Below are 17733 nucleotides of genomic sequence, written 5' to 3'. Positions count from 1 at the left end.
CGGTGACGCGGTTTTAGATCAACCCTGCGGACGCAGCATCAACACCGCCAGCGGCGGCAAGTTCAACACCAACGACAGTTCCTGCCCATGGCTCGGCGCTTCCTCGGTAAACGCCCCGCCGCTGTTGCCGTAATTGGAACCGGCATAGGTGTCGGCATCGCTATTGATCAGCTCGGTCCAACGCCCGGCAAACGGCACGCCGATGCGATAGGCCTTACGCGGCACCGGGGTGAAGTTGGCCACCACCAGCACCGGTCGGCCCTCCTTGCTCCAGCGCATAAAGGCGTAGACGCTGTTGATCGCATCGTCGCCGATCAACCACTGGAAGCCTTGCGGCGCGTCGTCCTGATCATGCAGCGCCGGTTCTTCGCGATACAGCCGATTGAGATCGCCGACGAGTTTCTGCACCCCTTTGTGTTCCGAGTACTGCAGCAAGTACCAGTCCAGTTGCTGATCGTGGTTCCACTCACGCCACTGACCAAACTCGCAGCCCATGAACAACAGCTTCTTGCCTGGATGCGCCCACATGAAACTCAGATAGGCGCGCAGGTTGGCGAATTTCTGCCAGCGATCGCCCGGCATCTTGTCGATCAGCGAGTGCTTGCCGTGTACCACTTCGTCGTGGGAAATCGGCAGGATAAAGCGCTCGGACCAGGCATACACCAGGCCGAAGCTCAGCTCGTTGTGGTGATGGGCGCGGTACACCGGGTCCTGCTGGATGTAGTGCAGTGAATCGTGCATCCAGCCCATGTTCCACTTGTAGTCGAAACCCAGTCCGCCCTGTTGCGTGCCCTGGCTGACACCCGGCCACGCGGTGGATTCTTCGGCAATCACCAGCGCGCCGGGGGCTTCGAGGTCGACCACGTCATTGAGATGGCGCAGGAAGTCGATGGCTTCGAGGTTTTCCCGGCCGCCGTGACGGTTCGGCACCCATTCGCCTGCCTTGCGCGAGTAATCGCGATACAGCATTGATGCCACGGCATCGACCCGCAGGCCGTCGACGTGAAAATGTTTGAGCCAGTGCAGCGCCGAGGCCAGCATGTAGCCGTGCACTTCGGTGCGACCCAGGTTGTAGATCAGCGTGTCCCAGTCCTGATGGAAACCTTCCTGCGGGTTGCCGTATTCGTACAGCGCAGTGCCGTCGAATTGCGCCAAGCCGTGCGTATCGGTAGGAAAATGCGCCGGCACCCAGTCGAGGATGACGCCGATGTCGGCCTGGTGACAGGCATTGACGAACGCGGCGAAGTCTTGCGGCGAACCGTAGCGGGCGCTCGGGGCGAATTGCGACAGCAGCTGATAACCCCATGAACCACCGAACGGGTGTTCCATGATGGGCATCAGTTCGATGTGGGTGAAGCCCAGTTCCTTCACATACGGAATCAGTCGTTCGCCCAACTCATGCCAGGTGTACTGGCGCGCCACTTCGCCCAGATCGTCCAGCTCGCATTGCCAGGACCCGGCATGCAATTCGTAGATCGACAGGGGCGCGCTCGGCTGATGACGGTCACCACGCGATTGCATCCACTCGTGGTCCTGCCAATCGATGTTCAGCGGTGAAGCGACTTTTGACGCGGTATCCGGCGGCAGCGAAGTGGCCAACGCCATTGGGTCAGCCTTGAGCGGCAAAATGCCCTGGGCACCCAGGATTTCGTATTTGTATGTTTCCCCCGCCTGCAGGCGCGGGATAAACACCTCCCAGACCCCGGTGGGATGGCGCAGGCGCATCGGGTGCCGGCGACCGTCCCAGTTGTTGAAGTCACCCACCACCGAGACCCTTTTGGCATTCGGTGCCCATACGGCGAACCGCACGCCATCGACACCGTCGACCGTCCTCAGCTGCGCGCCGAGGCAAGCGCTGAGATCGCGGTGATTGCCTTCGGCGAACAGGTACAAGTCCATCTCGCCGAGCAATGGGCCGAAGCTGTAAGGATCTTCGGAAACTTGTTCGCCGCCGGCCCAGCGGGTTCGCAGCAGATAGGGCTGCGCCCGATCGAAATGCCCGACGAACAAGCCCGGCGTCTGGGTCGCCTCAAGGTTGCCGAGTTCCTCCCCGGAGTCCTTGGCCAGTACCTGCACGCTCAAGGCGTCCGGTAAATAGGCCCGAATAAATTGCCCACCGGCACCATCGCCGTGGGGGCCGAGAATTGCAAAGGGGTCCTGATGTTCGGCGCGTACCAATGCGTCGATGTCCCGCGATCTGGGCAGCAACGCTTCTTTAGCGTGACCCTGTTCCTTGTTCGAGAAACTCATGACTACTCTCCACCAAGATCGGAAAAGGGTTTAAGCCCACTCAATAACCCATACAAACCGTGCAACGGCACGGGCAACCAGGTGGGGCGATTTTCTGCCTCATAGGCCACTTCATACGCTGCCTTCTCCAGGCCGAACAACGCCAGCGCGGCGTCCTCGCCTTCCGGATCTTGCCATGCATGAGCAAGACTAGCTGCCGCCAGCCGATATGCGTCGACAAATGCTTGTCTTGCTTCATTTAAATAGCGATCGGCGACACGTTGACGAGCGGCTTGGGCATCGGCCGTGTTGTCGACGTTGTGCACGTTGATCGCCATTGCCGCAGCGTAGTCAAAGGAACGCAATACGCCACTGACGTCTTTGTACGGGCTGTGTTTGCCCCGACGTTCGTGCAGCGGCCGCGCCGGCTCGCCTTCGAAGTCGATCAGGTAAGCGTCGCCCTTGATGACCAGCACCTGGCCCAAGTGCAAGTCGCCGTGGACACGAATCCGCAGACCACCGGCGGCTTTTTTTCCCAGTTCCTGAACATGGCTGAGGATGGTTTTTTTGTTGTCCAGTAAACGACTGACCAAGGCTCTGTCTGCCGGATTCAATTCGCTTTGATGCTGCTTGAGCAACTTCAGCGCGTACTCCAGTTGCACCGCCACGTCCTTGGCCGAGGCCAGGGCATCTTTCTGGGAGGTGACCTGCGGGGCGAAGTCCGGGTTGTCGCTGGGCGCCGCCAGCAGCTGGTGCATTTCGCCCAGACGCTGACCGAGCATGCCGGCGAAGTCTCTCAATTCACCCAAGGCGTTGTAGTGTTGCTCCTGCTCGGACATGGCGTCGGCCAGTTCGTCGCGGAGTGCCCGTTCGAGGTTGTTCTGGGTCCATTCCCAAGCGTCGCCCTGATTGCTCAAGTAGCCTTGGGCAATCATCAGCAGATTGTCCTCGCCTGCCGGATCACGGCGAACCACCGAACCCAGCAGCGGTGAAATATTGCGGAAACCGGCGTTGGTCAGGAACGCGCTCATTTCCAGTTCCGGGTGCACGCCAGACGCGACCTTGCGGATCAGTTTCAGCACCAGGCTGTTGCCGATCACCACCGAACTGTTGGACTGTTCGGCGGACAGGTAACGCACTTCCGATTCCCCGGTCAGACCGAGTTTCGCCAGTTCCGCCGTCGGCTCGAAGTGGATTTCGCCCGCGCTGGATGGCAATACGGAATTACTTTGTATGTTGTGCAAGACCGTATGCACAAAGGTGTCGAGGCTGAAGGCGTCGGTGATCAAACCGACCTGACGCACGCGCCGGACCCGAGACAAGGCCAGTTGCTGAGGCAATGCGGCACCGACCTGATCTTCGGAGATAAAGCCGAACGGCAACTGATAGCGGCTGGTCTGGCCGCCGCTGGTGACGTCGATTTCACTCAACAGCATTGGGTGTTGCGGATCACCGAAACGCACACCGTAAGCAATGTTGACCTGCTCGATGGCTGCGTCCTTGCCGGCGAACCAGCGGCGATTCTGCAGCCAGCTCGGCAAGATGCCCTGCTCCAGCGTGCCGCGGGACGGCGCCTCGAGCAGTTCTTCCATGCGTTTTTTCAGCACCAGCGTGGTGAAGTCCGGCAGGCTTTGCGCCGGTTCCACGTGCCAGCTCGGCATCTGGTTTTCCGCCGCGAGCACGAACCAATAGAAACCGTAAGGCGCCAGGGTCAGCAGGAAATTCAACTGGCCGATCGGCGGGAAGGCGTTACCGCCGAGCATCTCCACCGGCACCATGCCGACGTAAGCCGACAAGTCCAGCTCCGCCGCTTGTGCGCTACGGGACACGTTGGCCACGCACAGGATGATCTCGTGCTTGCCGTCGGCCCCGGTGAATTCCCGGGTGTAGGCCAGAATCCGCCGGTTGCTCGGCGACAGCATTTTCAGCGTGCCGCGACCGAAGGCCTTGGACTGCTTGCGCACGGCGAGCATGCGCCGGGTCCAGTTCAACAGCGAATGCGGGTCGCCGGCCTGGGTTTCGACGTTGACCGACAGGTAGCCGTATTGCGGGTCCATGATCGGTGGTAGCACCAGGCTGGCCGGGTCGGCGCGGGAGAAGCCGCCGTTACGGTCAATTGACCATTGCATCGGCGTACGCACGCCGTCACGGTCGCCGAGGTAAATGTTGTCGCCCATGCCGATTTCGTCGCCGTAATACAGGGTCGGCGTGCCGGGCATCGACAGCAGCAAGCTGTTGAGCAATTCCACGCGGCGACGATCGCGCTCCATCAACGGCGCCAGACGTCGGCGAATCCCCAGGTTGATCCGCGCCCGACGGTCCGCCGCGTAGTAATTCCACAGGTAATCGCGCTCCTTGTCGGTGACCATTTCCAGGGTCAGCTCATCGTGGTTGCGCAGGAAAATCGCCCACTGACAATTGGCCGGGATCTCCGGGGTCTGGCGCAGGATGTCGGTGATCGGGAAACGATCCTCCTGGGCCAGCGCCATGTACATGCGCGGCATCAACGGAAAGTGGAACGCCATGTGACATTCGTCGCCGTTCAGGCCTTTGGCGTCGGTGTCGCCGAAGTACAGTTGCGTGTCTTCCGGCCATTGGTTGGCTTCGGCCAGCAGCATGCGGTCAGGGTAATTGGCGTCGATTTCGGCGCGGATCTGCTTGAGGACATCATGGGTCTCGGGCAGGTTTTCGTTGTTGGTGCCGTCACGTTCGATCAGGTACGGGATCGCGTCCAGACGCAAACCGTCGATGCCCATGTCGAGCCAGTAGCGCATCACCGACAGCACCGCTTTCATGACTTGCGGGTTGTCGAAGTTCAGGTCGGGCTGGTGCGAATAGAAGCGGTGCCAGAAGTACTGGCCAGCCACCGGATCCCAGGTCCAATTGGACTTTTCGGTGTCGAGAAAGATGATGCGAGTGCCGTCGTATTTTTGATCGTCATCGGTCCAGACATAAAAGTCCCGTGCCGCCGAGCCCGGTTTGGCTTTGCGCGCACGCTGGAACCAGGCGTGCTGGTCCGAGGTGTGGTTGATGACCAGTTCGGTAATCACCCGCAGGCCACGTTTGTGGGCTTCAGAGATGAATCGCTTGGCGTCGGCCATGGTGCCGTAGTCGGAATGCACGCCACGGTATTCGGCAATGTCGTAGCCGTCGTCGCGCCGTGGCGAGGGATAGAACGGCAATAGCCAAATGGTGTTGACGCCCAGATCGGCAATGTAATCGAGTTTGGCGATAAGGCCGGGAAAGTCGCCGATTCCATCATTGTTGGAATCGAAAAAAGACTTAACGTGTACTTGGTAGATCACCGCATCCTTGTACCAGAGCGGGTCTTTGATAAAGGTGGCAGCCTTGGGTTTCTTCGCCATTTGAAGCTCCTGTTGAAACTGGAAAGTGCCTCGGCCCAGAGCGTGGGAACGATCAGTGCTAAACGGTGATTCGCCAGATCCCGAACGGTTGATTCGCCGGGTCGATCCGCATGAATTGATACTTGCCATGCCAGGTCCAGCGATGACCGCTCATCAAGTCTTCGCCCTGGGTGCTGGCGTCGTCGGCCAGGCCCATTTCCCACAGCGGCAATTCGAAATTCGCTTCCTGGACGTTTTGCGGATCAAGACTGACGGCCACCAGAATGAAATTGCTGCCATCCGCGCTGCGTTTGCCGAAATACAGAATGTTGTCGTTCCACGCGCTGTAGACCTTCAAGCCCAGATGCGTCTGCAGCGCCGGGTTCTGCCGGCGGATACGATTAAGCTGGGCGATCTCGGCAATGATGTTGCCCGGCGCAGTGAAGTCCCGCGGGCGAATTTCGTACTTCTCGGAATTGAGGTACTCCTCCTTGCCCGGCACCGGTGCCGCTTCGCACAGTTCGAAGCCGCTATACATGCCCCACAGACCCGAGCCCATGGTTGCCAGCGCCGCGCGGATGAGAAACCCCGCACGCCCCGACTCATGCAAAAACGCCGGGTTGATGTCCGGGGTATTAACGAAGAAGTTCGGCCGGAAGCATTCACGCCACGGCGACTCGTTGAGTTCGGTGAAGTAGGTCGCCAGTTCGGACTTGTTGTTGCGCCAGGTGAAGTAGGTGTAGCTCTGGGAGTAACCGACCTTGCCCAACCGCGCCATCATCGCCGGGGTGGTAAAGGCTTCGGCCAGGAAAATCACCTCGGGGTACAGCGCCCGCACATCAGCGATCAGCCACTGCCAGAACGGCAGCGGTTTGGTGTGAGGGTTGTCGACGCGAAACAGCTTCACGCCCTCTTCGACCCAACCCACCACGATGTCGCGCAACTCGACCCACAGACTCGGAATCGCATCGGCGGCATAGAAATCGACGTTGACGATGTCCTGGTATTTCTTCGGCGGGTTCTCGGCGTATTTGATCGTGCCGTCCGGCCGCCAGTTGAACCAGCCCGGATGCTGCTCCAGCCACGGGTGATCCTGGGAACACTGAATCGCGAAGTCGAGGGCGATTTCCAGCCCATGGTCAGCGGCCGCCGCAACAAGACGCCGGAAGTCTTCCCGAGTGCCCAGCTCGGAATGAATCGCCTCATGCCCACCCTCTTCGCTGCCGATGGCATACGGGCTGCCCGGATCGTCCGGCCCGGCGGTGAGGGAGTTGTTCGGGCCTTTGCGGTAACTGCGGCCGATCGGATGGATCGGTGGGAAGTACAGCACATCGAAGCCCATGTCCTGGATCATCGGCAGCCGCGAATGCACATCGTTGAAGGTGCCATGACGGGCCGGATCGTCAGTGATCGAACGCGGAAACAGTTCATACCAACTGGCAAACTGCGCCAGGCCCCGCTCGACGTCGAGCGGGTACTCAGGGCTGATGCTCAAATAGGCCCGATGATCGGCCTGGGACATCAGCTCGGCGCTGCGCTGGTGCAGAAACAGCTCGACCTGCTCGATTTCGAGCAGACCCGACAATTCGTGGTGCAGCGCCGCCAGTTGGTCACTCAGCAGCCCTTCCATGCGTTCGGCGGCTTGCTGGACCAGCGTTCGCCCTTCCTGCAATTCCAGACTGACCGGCACCCTGGCCGCGTGTTTTTTCTCCAGCTCATAACAGAAGCTGGCGAACTGATCGATCCAGGCTTCGATGCAAAACATATAACGGCCCTGGCGCGCGACCCGGAATTGGCCCTGCCACCCGTTATTGCCCAAGTCAATCATGACTTCGCTTTGCCAGGTTTCGTCGCCCTCGGCACGCGAGCGCACTCGCACGGCCAACGTGTCGTGACCGTCGGCAAACACTTTGCTGGTGACTACCACGTCCTGACCGACCACGGCTTTGACGGCGAACTGCCCGCCATCGAGTGTCGGCATGGTGTTTTCGATTGCGATGCGCGGTAGCAGTAAAGCCTGCGACAGCGGCATATGAGGGTTGTAGTTCAGCTCTGTCGGTTTTTCAGCAGTCATCGAGCATCTCTCCTTTACGCCCCATGGACGCTCTTGTGTCTGTGGTTTGTCACTGGATAGCCATCCCGCAGGACCGTCCGCCCCGGAATGAACTCACTTAGGTTCCGAGCGACAGGCACCGGTAAAGTTCACGAGCATTTGCCTGAGCCTCCGGGGGAATCAATGCCTTTGCACAGTGGTCAATACACTTAAGCACGGCTTACGCCATGTGCCACCGGAGGCTAAATTTATGAGCATTCCAATCCCTGCCGAGACGCCTGATCCAAACATCGACAGCCCGACGATACCGCCGACCGAGCCTGAACCTGTGCCTGAGCAAGAGCCGCCCGGCACCCTTCCACCTGCGCGCGAAGACCCGCCGGAAACGATGCCGCCGGTGATCGTTACGCCCGAGTAATGATCGTTCCCACGCTCTGCGTGGGAATGCAGCCCGGGACGCTCCGCGTCCCTGCCGAAGCGGACGCGGAGCGTCCATTGAGGCATTCCCACGCAGAGCGTGGGAACGATCATCAGTTCACGGATTTTGATCCTTGTCCTTGTCGATCATTCGCACAACGACGGGCATCACACTGAAAATCGCCAACGCCAACAACGTACTGAGCACCGCCGTTGCCTCTCGCCCCAACCCGGCCGAGACGCCAATGGCGGCGGTCATCCACAACCCGGCGGCAGTGGTCAGGCCTTTGACGTGCCCTTCGTCGCCCTCGGTGTTTTTAAGAATAGTCCCCGCGCAAAGAAAGCCGATCCCGGCGATCACGCCCTGCACCACCCGGCTCATGGCATCGGCCTGTGAGCCGGACATTTGCGGCACCAGCACAAACAGCGCGGCACCGAGTGCCACTAGCATGTGGGTGCGGACCCCGGCGGCCTTGCCTTTGTGCTCGCGTTCGAAGCCGAGAATCCCGCCCAACAACGCCGCCATCACCAAGCGCACCGTAATGCGCGTCAGTTGTGAAGCGTCGCCGATGTCGGCGAACTCCGCTTGCAGGGTCACCCAAACCTCATGCCACCAAGCGTTCATGGTGTTGTCCTTGTGATGATTGGATAAAAAGTTATTCGATTCGGGATGGACCACGTCGACCATTAATCGGTTGCTCAGAACGATAAAGCTCGGCTGTGCCCTAACACGTTAGACCCCGCAGAAAAAAGGACACTTCCATGACTGTGCGCATCGAAAACCAGACCTGCTTCTTCATAACCGAAAACGGCGAAGAAATTCGTCTGTGCCCCGACGTCACCGTCATCACCGACTCGGAAAAAGCCATGTCGGCGGTGGAGCTCAACGGCCAGCGCGTCTACATCACCGAAGCAGAAGCCGACGCATTGACCGTAGCAGGCGCAGTGGACGGTCGTAGGCATTTGAAGGCTACCGACAGTGATTCGGTGATTTGACCGATCCGGATCAACGCCCATCTGATCCGCTTTTTATCGCAATAGGTGAGTCTGTTATGCAAACAGATCGCCGCTCATAGTGCTCAGGCCTGATGGAGGCTGATGAGCGAAAGACCATGAGCGATAGAATCCCCGTCCGAATTGTTGAAAGTGCTCCACTAGTACACAGCTACGAGCCTTCGCGTCCAAAGATGAAGGCCAAGTCCAGCGACAACCTGATTCACACCCGCAGCTTCACCGGTTTATTCCGCACCCTGCGCGTGAGCGGCGCGGGGTTTCTGTTTTTGCTGTTCTTCGCCACGGTGTGGTTGAACTGGGGCGGCCGCCAAGCGGTGCTCTGGGACCTTTCCGAGAGCAAATTCCACATCTTCGGTGCAACCTTCTGGCCGCAGGATTTCATCCTGCTGTCGGCGTTGCTGATCATCGCTGCCTTCGGTCTGTTTGCGATCACCGTGTTCGCCGGACGGGTCTGGTGCGGTTACACCTGCCCACAGAGTTCCTGGACCTGGATTTTCATGTGGTGCGAGAAGATCACCGAAGGCGAACGAAACCAGCGGATCAAGCTGCAAGCCGCGCCCTGGGGCTTGAATAAACTGATCCGCCGCTCGGCCAAGCACACTTTGTGGCTGGCCATCAGCCTATTGACCGGCCTGACCTTTGTCGGCTACTTCACCCCGATCCGGCCGCTGGCCGAAGAACTGCTGACCTTGCAGATGGGTGGCGTCAGTCTGTTCTGGGTGCTGTTTTTCACCGGTGCGACTTACGTCAACGCCGGGTGGCTGCGTGAAGCAGTGTGCATGCACATGTGCCCGTATGCGCGGTTCCAAAGCGTGATGTTCGACAGGGACACCCTGACCATCTCCTATGACGTCGCCCGTGGCGAAAACCGTGGCCCGCGCAAACGTGACGTGGCGCCGGTTGACGTCGGCCTCGGTGATTGCATCGACTGTCAGTTGTGCGTGCAGGTCTGCCCGACCGGCATCGACATCCGCGACGGTTTGCAGATGGAATGCATCGGCTGCGCCGCGTGTATCGACGCCTGTGATTCGATCATGGACAAAATGGGCTACGCCCGTGGGCTGATCAGCTATACCTCGGAACATGAGTTGCAAGGTGGCAAGACTCACCTGTTGCGGCCGCGATTGATCGGTTACACCGCGGTGCTGCTGGTGATGATCGGTGCGCTTGCCCTGGCGCTGGTTGAGCGGCCGATGGTCTCGCTGGACGTCAGCAAGGACCGTGGCCTGTTCCGCGAGAACAGTCAGGGGCAGATCGAAAACATCTACAGCCTGAAAGTCATCAACAAGACCCAGCAACGTCAGGACTATCGTCTGACCCTGGTCGATGGCGACGGCTTCCAATTGCAAGGCAAGACCGAACTGAGCCTGGTGCCCGGTGAGATTGTGGATGTGCCAGTGTCGGTGGCGATGACCACGGAACGGCCGAGCAGCCGTTCGCAGAGCATCAGCTTCAAGATTGTCGACAGTGATGAGCCAGAGATTTATAGCGTGGCGAAGACCCGGTTTGTTGCGCCGATGAATCGTTGAGCCTTTAGACTGCGGTGCTGCCGTTCGCGAGCAAGCTTCGCTCCTACAGTCAACACCGGACCGTAGGAGCGAGGCTTGCCCGCGAAGAAGTCACCTCGATTTTTCTGTATTACACCTATCCAGGCACTCGATGAAACGCTACGAAAAATTCGCCGACGACATCGCTGAACTGATCCGCACCGGCGTCCTCGGCCCCGGCCAGCGCGTGCCGTCGGTGCGCTACGCGAGCCAGACCTATGGGGTCAGCCCGTCCACAGTGTTCCAGGCCTATTACCTGCTCGAACGCCGTGGCCTGATCCGCGCTCGCCCGCGTTCCGGCTATTTCGTCAACGCGCACGCGCCGAGCCCATTCTCGGAGCCGGTGATCAGCAGCCAGGTCAACGAGTCCACCGAAGTTGACGTCAGTGAACTGGTGTTCTCGGTACTCGACTCGATCAAGGACCCCAACACCGTGCCCTTCGGCTCGGCCTTTCCCAGCCCGACCCTGTTCCCGCTGCAGCGCCTGTCCCGCTCCCTGGCCAGCGCCGCCCGAGAGATGGACCCGCGCATGGTCGTCACCGACATGTCGCCGGGCAACCCGCAGCTGCGTCGGCAAATCGCCCTGCGCTACATGGTCGGCGGGCTGATGCTGCCCATGGAAGAACTGCTGATCACCAACGGCGCGCTGGAAGCGCTGAACCTGTGCCTGCAAGCGGTCACTGAACCCGGTGACCTGGTGGCCATCGAAGCCCCGGCGTTCTACGCCTGCCTGCAAATACTCGAACGGCTGAAGCTCAAAGCCGTCGAAATCCCCGTGCATCCGCGCGATGGCATCGACCTTGGCGTACTCGCGCAAACCCTGGAACGCCACCCGATCAAAGCCTGCTGGTGCATGACCAGCTTCCAGAACCCGATGGGTTCGACGATGCCCGAGGCGAAGAAACAGGAACTGGTTGAGCTCTTGCGCAGCCATCAAGTGCCGCTGATCGAAGACGACGTCTACGCCGAACTCTATTACGGCCAACAGGCGCCGAAACCGGCGAAAGCCTTCGATACCGAAGGGCTGGTGATGCACTGCGGTTCGTTCGCCAAAAGCCTGGCCCCCGGCTACCGCATCGGCTGGGTCGCTGCAGGGCGCTATGCGCAGAAGATCGAACGCCTCAAACTCATGACGTCTCTGTGCGCGTCGATGCCGGCCCAGGCAGCCATCGCCGATTACCTGCAACACGGTGGCTACGACCGGCACCTGCGAAAGCTGCGTTACGCCCTGGAAGAACAGCAACGCGCCATGCTCGCCGCCATCGCGCGCTACTTCCCGGCGCAGACGCGCGTCAGTCAACCCGCCGGCGGCTACTTCCTGTGGCTGGAATTGCCACCGCAGATGGATTCGCTGAAGTTGTTTCAGATGGCGTTGGCGCAAGGGATCAGCATCGCACCGGGGCCGATTTTTTCACCGACCCAGCGGTTCAGGAATTGTATTCGGCTGAATTACGGCAGCCCTTGGGATGAGACTGCCGAGAAAGCGATGGAGACGTTGGGACGGATTGTGCGGTCGTTTTGAAGGCTTGATGGCGTCACGACTGACGCCTTCGCGGGCACGCAAGTTCCATCAGAAACTACGGTAGTATAAAAATCATTAGTGGCCGGTAAATGATGCAAGAACGTACACTTTAGACGTAGGACAGACGAACTCTTGATTTTTCACCAATACAAATCATGAAGCGCAGAAGAAACATGGAAAGGTTTGGTTGTCTGCCATTTAAGCTTTTCAAGCTTTACAGTAAATTTTTATAAAGTCGACAGACAGCCAAACCTTTTTAGTAATACGACCCAACCAGAACATTCAAGTCTAATCGCGCTCAGACAATCAAACTTCATCAGGTTTGCTTACATAAGGCACATTCCGCTCAATAATCTTAAACATGAAGGGAAGATCACACTCATCTGAATTAGTGCCGAGGTAAGCATACGAGAGGGAATTATCCACCTGTTGATAAGGCCCACGCCCCATAATTCCGTGACCGCACCTGAGGATCAGTTCTGACTCTCCTCCCTCCCCCAAATCATCAAGCGTAACTCTCTGCGTGTCATTTTCAGGCCTCGACAAATACCAAAGCGCCGGATCATTTGATGCTTTTAACCAACCTCCCGAATAGCCTACGTGTTTCCCATAATTCGGACTCGGTTCGCGGACGATAATGTGATAGCCACCATCGACATATCGAAAGTACAGAAGATCTGCGGAATTAGGTAAAAGCTTGTTATTCATACATAAATAATCCGACTCAACAAACTGTGCAAATCCCGCCCCACTTGAGAATGCAGCGTTGACGCGCCCTGAATATTTCCCACTGATTGCCTCCGGCTTTAACGATAGTTCCAAAAAACAAACGGAAAACTCCCCAAAGCGCAAACGTGCGGTGAATGATTTCTGGCGATCCGTACTCATGATTTAACTCCATTCAGTTGACTAACATTCAAACCAAACCACGCCTCCAATATAATTACAGGAACAAACAATAACACCTGTCATAAATGACAGGTTTTTATAACCATTCAAAATAAAGGAAATTTATTTCAGATCGAATTGCACATTCTAAGAATGTCACAGCCAACGGACAGGCGATCGGGAGGCGACTATTGCTTGAGTTACGGGAGCCCGCGGACTGAGGACTAGGAGAAGGCCATGGAAACGTTGGGACAGATTGTGCGGTCGTTCTAAGGGTTTGATGTTGCCTGTACTGGCCTCATCGCGGGCAAGCCTGATCTGGCCTAATGAATTTGGACACATCAATAGCGCGCTATGATGGCGCCCAAATCTGAGGTGTGCATGATGATGCGAAAATCCTATTCCAATGAGTTCAAACTCAAAGCTGCAAGCATGGTGCTCGATGAGGATCAGCCGATTCCCGAGACCTGTGCCAGCTTGGATATCGGCCCAACAGCCTTGCGCCGTTGGTTGAGCAGGTGCGAAAAGAGCGCGCCGGATCGACGCTTGCCGGTACCAAGGCGATCACCGTCGACCAGAAGCAAATCCAGGAACTTAAAGCTCTGCTCAGGCAGAAAGACCGGGATATCGAAATCCTAAAAAAGGCCAGTGCTCTCCTGCTTTTGGACTCCAAAGATCATTCCCTCTGATCAGTGAGCTGGGCGAGCAATACGGTATTAGAGACTGCTGCCGCGTGTTTGAAGTCAACCGCAGCAGCTATTACGCTTGGCGCCAGCGCCAAGGTAAAACCAACCCGGAGCGCGAAGCGCTCAAGGTTGTTTTGATTAAATACCACAAGGCATCAAGAGGCTCGGCAGGTGCACGAACCCTCTCCGAAGACCTGCGGGGCGACGGCCATCAGGTGGGCCGCTACATGGCCCGCGGTTTGATGAAGGAAGCTGGGATCGCTAGCCGTCAGCGTAGACCTCACAAATACAAGTCATCGGGCGTTGAGTCGCTGGTGGCTGAGCATGAGTTGGAGCGTGAGTTTTACGTAGCTGATATCAACAAGGTTTGGTGCGCGGATATCACCTATATCCAGCTGGGCAAGCGCTGGCTCTACTTCTCAGTCGTTCTGGATCTGTTTGCGCGACGTGTTGTGGGCTGGTCGTTTTCACTGGTCGCAGACGCGACGCTGGCGCGCGAATCACTGCGAATGGCCGTCGAATTGAGAGGACGACCTAAAGGTGTACTGTTTCATTCTGACCAGGGATGTCAGTACACCAGCCATAAATTCAGGGACGAACTGATGGCGCACGAGCTTAGGCAGAGCATGAGTCGAAAAGGCCAATGCTGGGATAACGCCCCGATGGAGCGTTTTTTTGGAAGTTTGAAGTCAGAATGGGTACCTGAAAATGGGTACAACTCAGAACACGAAGCCCGAGTTGATATAAACCGCTATGTGGCGCGCTACAACAACGTCAGGCGCCATAGTTACAACGGTTACCACTCACCTGTAGCAGCGGAAAAGTTGGCGGCGTGAGAACCGAAAAAAATGTCCAAAATTACTGGACCAGTTCAGCCACGCTCCCACAATTGACGGTGTCGATCAGAAGGTTGTGAACGACACAAATCCTGTGGGAGCGTGGCTTGCCCGCGAAGAGGCCCGCACAAACAATGCAAATGTATGGACTTAGCGCCCCCCGCCCAAATCGACAAAAGTTCCCGTGGCATAAGAAGCCTTGTCCGACAGCAACCACACAATCGCCTCAGCCACTTCATCCGGTCGTCCGCCCCGGGCCATCGGAATCGCCGACTCCAGCTTGCTGACCCGATCGGGATCACCGCTCAACGCATGAAAGTCGGTATAGATGTAACCAGGACGCACCGCGTTGACGCGAATGCCTTCGCCGGCCACTTCTTTGGACAGACCGATGGTGAACGTATCCAAAGCACCTTTGGAGGCGGCGTAGTCGACGTACTCGTTGGGGGCGCCCAAGCGTGAGGCCACCGAGGACACGTTAACGATGCTGCCGCCCTGCCCGCCATGTTTGGGCGACATACGCAGGATCGCGTGCTTGGCACAGAGGATCGGTGCCAGGACGTTGGTTCTGAGGATTTTGAGGATACGGAATTCGGACATTTCATCGACCCGGGACTTATGCCCGACGGTGCCGGCGTTGTTCACCAGTGCCGTGACCCGGCCCAGTTCCGTGTCCACGCGGTGGAACAGCGCGATCACTTCGTCTTCGATGCTGACATCAGCGCGCACCGCGATGGCTTGGGCGCCGAGGGCGCGGACTTGATCCAACACAGTTTGCGCAGCCGATTCGTCGGACAGGTAGTTGATACAGATCCGATAGCCTTGTTCGGCAGCCAACAGGGCTGTGGCGGCGCCGATACCGCGGCTGCCGCCAGTGATGACGATGACTTTGTCCATGCGAACTTTCCCCCTTTCCAGCGTTAGCAGTCGGGGCCAAGAATAACCGTCATCGCAGGCTTTTGCATGGGCTCACATCAATCAGCTGGTTCTCAACACACCGCCACATTCTCTGCGCGGTGAATATCCACCATGAAGCGTTCGGCCGGCAGCGGGTGCCCAAGCAGGTATCCCTGCAACGAGTCGCAACCGAGTTGCGTCAGGAAGTCTTGCTGCGAGTTCGTTTCCACGCCTTCGGCGACGATCCGCAACCCCAGCGCCTGCCCGAGGGCGACGATGGCGGAAACGATGGCGGCGTCATCGCTGTCGCGTTCCAGATCGCGGACAAACCCCCGGTCGATTTTCAGTTCATTGGCTGGCAAGCGCTTGAGGTACATCAAACTCGAATAGCCGGTGCCAAAGTCATCGATCGACAGGTCGACACCCATTGTCGAAAGCTCCTGAAGCACGGTCATGCTCGCATCGGCGTCGCTCATGGCAGTGGTTTCAGTGATCTCAAGGGTCAGGCTGTTGGCCGGCAAATGGTGAGTGGCCAGGGCGTTGGCGACACTCTGAACCAGGCCCGCGTGGCAGAACTGCAAGGCGGAAAGGTTCACGGCGATGCGCCAGTCGGTGTACCCCAGCACATACCATTCGCGCATCTGACGGCAGGCTTCGTTGAGGACCCACTCGCCAATCGGAATGATCAGCCCGGTCTTTTCCGCCAGTTCAATGAACCTGTCCGGCATCAGCATGCCCTGGGTCGGATGCACCCAGCGCAACAACGCCTCGGCGCCGACCGGCCGGCCATTGCTGGCATCGAACTTGGGTTGGTAATAGAGACTGAACTGCTGCTGATCGAGGGCGATCCGCAAGTCCTGCAATAATTGCAGCTGTTTGCGCGCGTTGCAGTTCATCGAGGCATCGAAGAAGCTATAGCCGTTTTTCCCGGCGCCCTTGGCGTGATACATCGCCGCGTCGGCATTCATCAGCAACTCTTCGGCGGTTTCACCGTTACCCGGAAAAATCGCGATGCCAACGCTGGCGGATATCTGCAAGTCATGTTCGGCGACCCGGAACGAGCGCGCGATCAGCCCGACCTGACGGGCCGCCAGATTCAATGCGTCGCTCTGCTCGCCGAGCTGCACCAGCAATACGAACTCATCACCGCCGATCCGCGCCAGGGTGTCCTGGCTGCGCAAATCCTCGCGCAGGCGCAGGCCGACCTCACGCAACAACTGATCGCCCATATGGTGACCGAAGGCATCGTTAACCGGTTTGAAACCGTCCAGATCGATGAACATCAACGCGAAACAACCGCCTTGCTCACGCACCCTCGACATCGCCTGATCGATGCGATCAGCCAGCAACACGCGATTTGGCAGGCCGGTCAGGGTGTCATGCAGGGCCAGTTGGGTCAGTTCGCGGTTGGCTTCGGTCAATGAGCGGGCGAGTCCTGCGGTGCGGGATTCAAGGCGCGCATCGAGGATCGAGGTCAGTAAGGCCAGGCTCAACACCGCCAGGGTGGTGATCAGCACCAGATTGTCCAGACCCTTGCCATTCAAACCGTTGACGGCCGCCCCACAGAAGCTGCCGTCAGGGAAACGCGCCGCCGCCATGCCGGTGTAGTGCATGCCGACAATCGCGAGGCCCATGATCACCGCGGCACCGCCACGGATCAGGCCGACATAAGGCGTGTGCTGGCGCAGGCGGAAAGCGATCCATAACGCGGCGCCCGAAGCGACTACGGCGATCAGCAGCGAGGCGCCGAATAGCGTCGGATCGTAATCGATACCCGGCTGCATGCGCATGGCGGCCATGCCGGTGTAGTGCATGGCGCTGATCCCGGTGCCCATGACCAGCGCGCCGAATGCCAATTGCCAGGCCGGTAATTGTGGCTGGCTGACCAGCCACAGGGCAAAGCCGCAGGACAGGATGCCAATCAGCAGTGACAGCAACGTGATGCTGATGTCGTAACTCAGGTCGATGGGCAATTCGAACGCGAGCATGCCGATGAAATGCATCGACCACACGCCAACCCCCATGGCAAAGGCGCCACCCGCCGTCCATAAATGCACGGCGCGGCCCTTGGCTGTGGCGATGCGTTCGGTCAGGTCGAGTGCGGTATAGGAAGCGAGAATCGCCACAAAAAGCGAGATGATAACCAGCGTGGGGGAATAGCTACCGATAAGCATGAGACGACTCGCGACTGCCCCTCCGTACTGCTTCCATTCTCGGGGGGTAAATGGGGCGATTGTACTGATTCCGCATACGAAAGCACTGACAAAATTAGCAAAGGGCCATCAAACCGATGAAACATT

General features: G+C 58.4%; 13 protein-coding genes. 6 read left to right on the top strand and 7 right to left on the bottom strand.

The genetic code is table 11. The features are described from left to right. Positions 1–18: 18 nt before the first annotated feature. Genes glgB through ACYZTR_RS13180 form a run of 3 tightly spaced genes read right to left on the bottom strand, consistent with a single transcriptional unit; the run spans position 19 to position 7647 of the window. Positions 19–2250, bottom strand: coding sequence for a 1,4-alpha-glucan branching protein GlgB (glgB, locus tag ACYZTR_RS13190; RefSeq protein WP_461979410.1), 2232 nt, complete (start codon positions 2248–2250; stop codon positions 19–21). Positions 2251–2252: 2 nt separating this feature from the next. Then, positions 2253–5594, bottom strand: a complete 3342-nt coding sequence (gene treS, locus ACYZTR_RS13185; protein WP_461979408.1) for a maltose alpha-D-glucosyltransferase — start codon at positions 5592–5594, stop codon at positions 2253–2255. A gap of 58 nt (positions 5595–5652) precedes the next feature. Then, entirely contained in the window at positions 5653–7647 is a 1995-nt protein-coding gene (locus tag ACYZTR_RS13180; protein ID WP_461979406.1) for an alpha-1,4-glucan--maltose-1-phosphate maltosyltransferase, read from the bottom strand. A gap of 229 nt (positions 7648–7876) precedes the next feature. On the opposite strand from ACYZTR_RS13180, the gene ACYZTR_RS13175 reads away from it, so the two are divergent. Next, complete coding sequence (locus ACYZTR_RS13175; RefSeq protein ID WP_461979404.1) at positions 7877–8044, top strand: hypothetical protein; 168 nt, start codon at positions 7877–7879, stop codon at positions 8042–8044. A 117-nt stretch (positions 8045–8161) separates the two neighbouring features. On the opposite strand, the gene ACYZTR_RS13170 is transcribed toward ACYZTR_RS13175, so the two are convergent. Continuing rightward, positions 8162–8668, bottom strand: coding sequence for an MgtC/SapB family protein (locus ACYZTR_RS13170; protein ID WP_461979402.1), 507 nt, complete (start codon positions 8666–8668; stop codon positions 8162–8164). A 137-nt stretch (positions 8669–8805) separates the two neighbouring features. Between ACYZTR_RS13170 and ACYZTR_RS13165 the strand changes: the two genes are divergently transcribed. The 3 genes from ACYZTR_RS13165 to mapR all read left to right on the top strand — a co-directional run bounded on the left by ACYZTR_RS13165 (position 8806) and on the right by mapR (position 12126). Further along, positions 8806–9039, top strand: a complete 234-nt coding sequence (locus ACYZTR_RS13165) for a DUF3203 family protein (protein ID WP_461979401.1) — start codon at positions 8806–8808, stop codon at positions 9037–9039. Positions 9040–9155: 116 nt separating this feature from the next. After that, positions 9156–10586 (top strand): cytochrome c oxidase accessory protein CcoG, encoded by a 1431-nt coding sequence (gene ccoG / locus ACYZTR_RS13160; protein ID WP_461979399.1) that lies wholly within the window; start codon positions 9156–9158, stop codon positions 10584–10586. Positions 10587–10716: 130 nt separating this feature from the next. Beyond that, entirely contained in the window at positions 10717–12126 is a 1410-nt protein-coding gene (gene mapR / locus ACYZTR_RS13155; protein WP_461979397.1) for a GntR family transcriptional regulator MpaR, read from the top strand. Between the two features lie 306 nt (positions 12127–12432). On the opposite strand, the gene ACYZTR_RS13150 is transcribed toward mapR, so the two are convergent. Then, on the bottom strand, positions 12433–13014 hold the full coding sequence (locus tag ACYZTR_RS13150; protein WP_461979396.1) for a hypothetical protein: 582 nt from the start codon (positions 13012–13014) through the stop codon (positions 12433–12435). A gap of 354 nt (positions 13015–13368) precedes the next feature. Between ACYZTR_RS13150 and ACYZTR_RS13145 the strand changes: the two genes are divergently transcribed. Then, a complete protein-coding gene (locus ACYZTR_RS13145) occupies positions 13369–13653 on the top strand; it encodes a transposase (RefSeq protein WP_461979394.1) in 285 nt (94 codons plus the stop codon). A gap of 46 nt (positions 13654–13699) precedes the next feature. After that, on the top strand, positions 13700–14536 hold the full coding sequence (locus tag ACYZTR_RS13140) for an IS3 family transposase (protein WP_461979710.1): 837 nt from the start codon (positions 13700–13702) through the stop codon (positions 14534–14536). Between the two features lie 150 nt (positions 14537–14686). On the opposite strand, the gene ACYZTR_RS13135 is transcribed toward ACYZTR_RS13140, so the two are convergent. Continuing rightward, positions 14687–15433 carry an SDR family oxidoreductase gene (locus tag ACYZTR_RS13135; RefSeq protein ID WP_461979392.1) on the bottom strand — a complete coding sequence of 249 codons (747 nt, stop codon included), beginning with the start codon at positions 15431–15433 and terminating at the stop codon, positions 14687–14689. 92 nt (positions 15434–15525) lie between these two features. Next, complete coding sequence (locus ACYZTR_RS13130) at positions 15526–17607, bottom strand: putative bifunctional diguanylate cyclase/phosphodiesterase (RefSeq protein WP_461979390.1); 2082 nt, start codon at positions 17605–17607, stop codon at positions 15526–15528. Positions 17608–17733 lie beyond the last annotated feature (126 nt).

The sequence above is a fragment of the Pseudomonas sp. Hz4 genome, from assembly GCF_054898165.1.
This window is presented reverse-complemented; position numbering and strand designations above follow the sequence as displayed.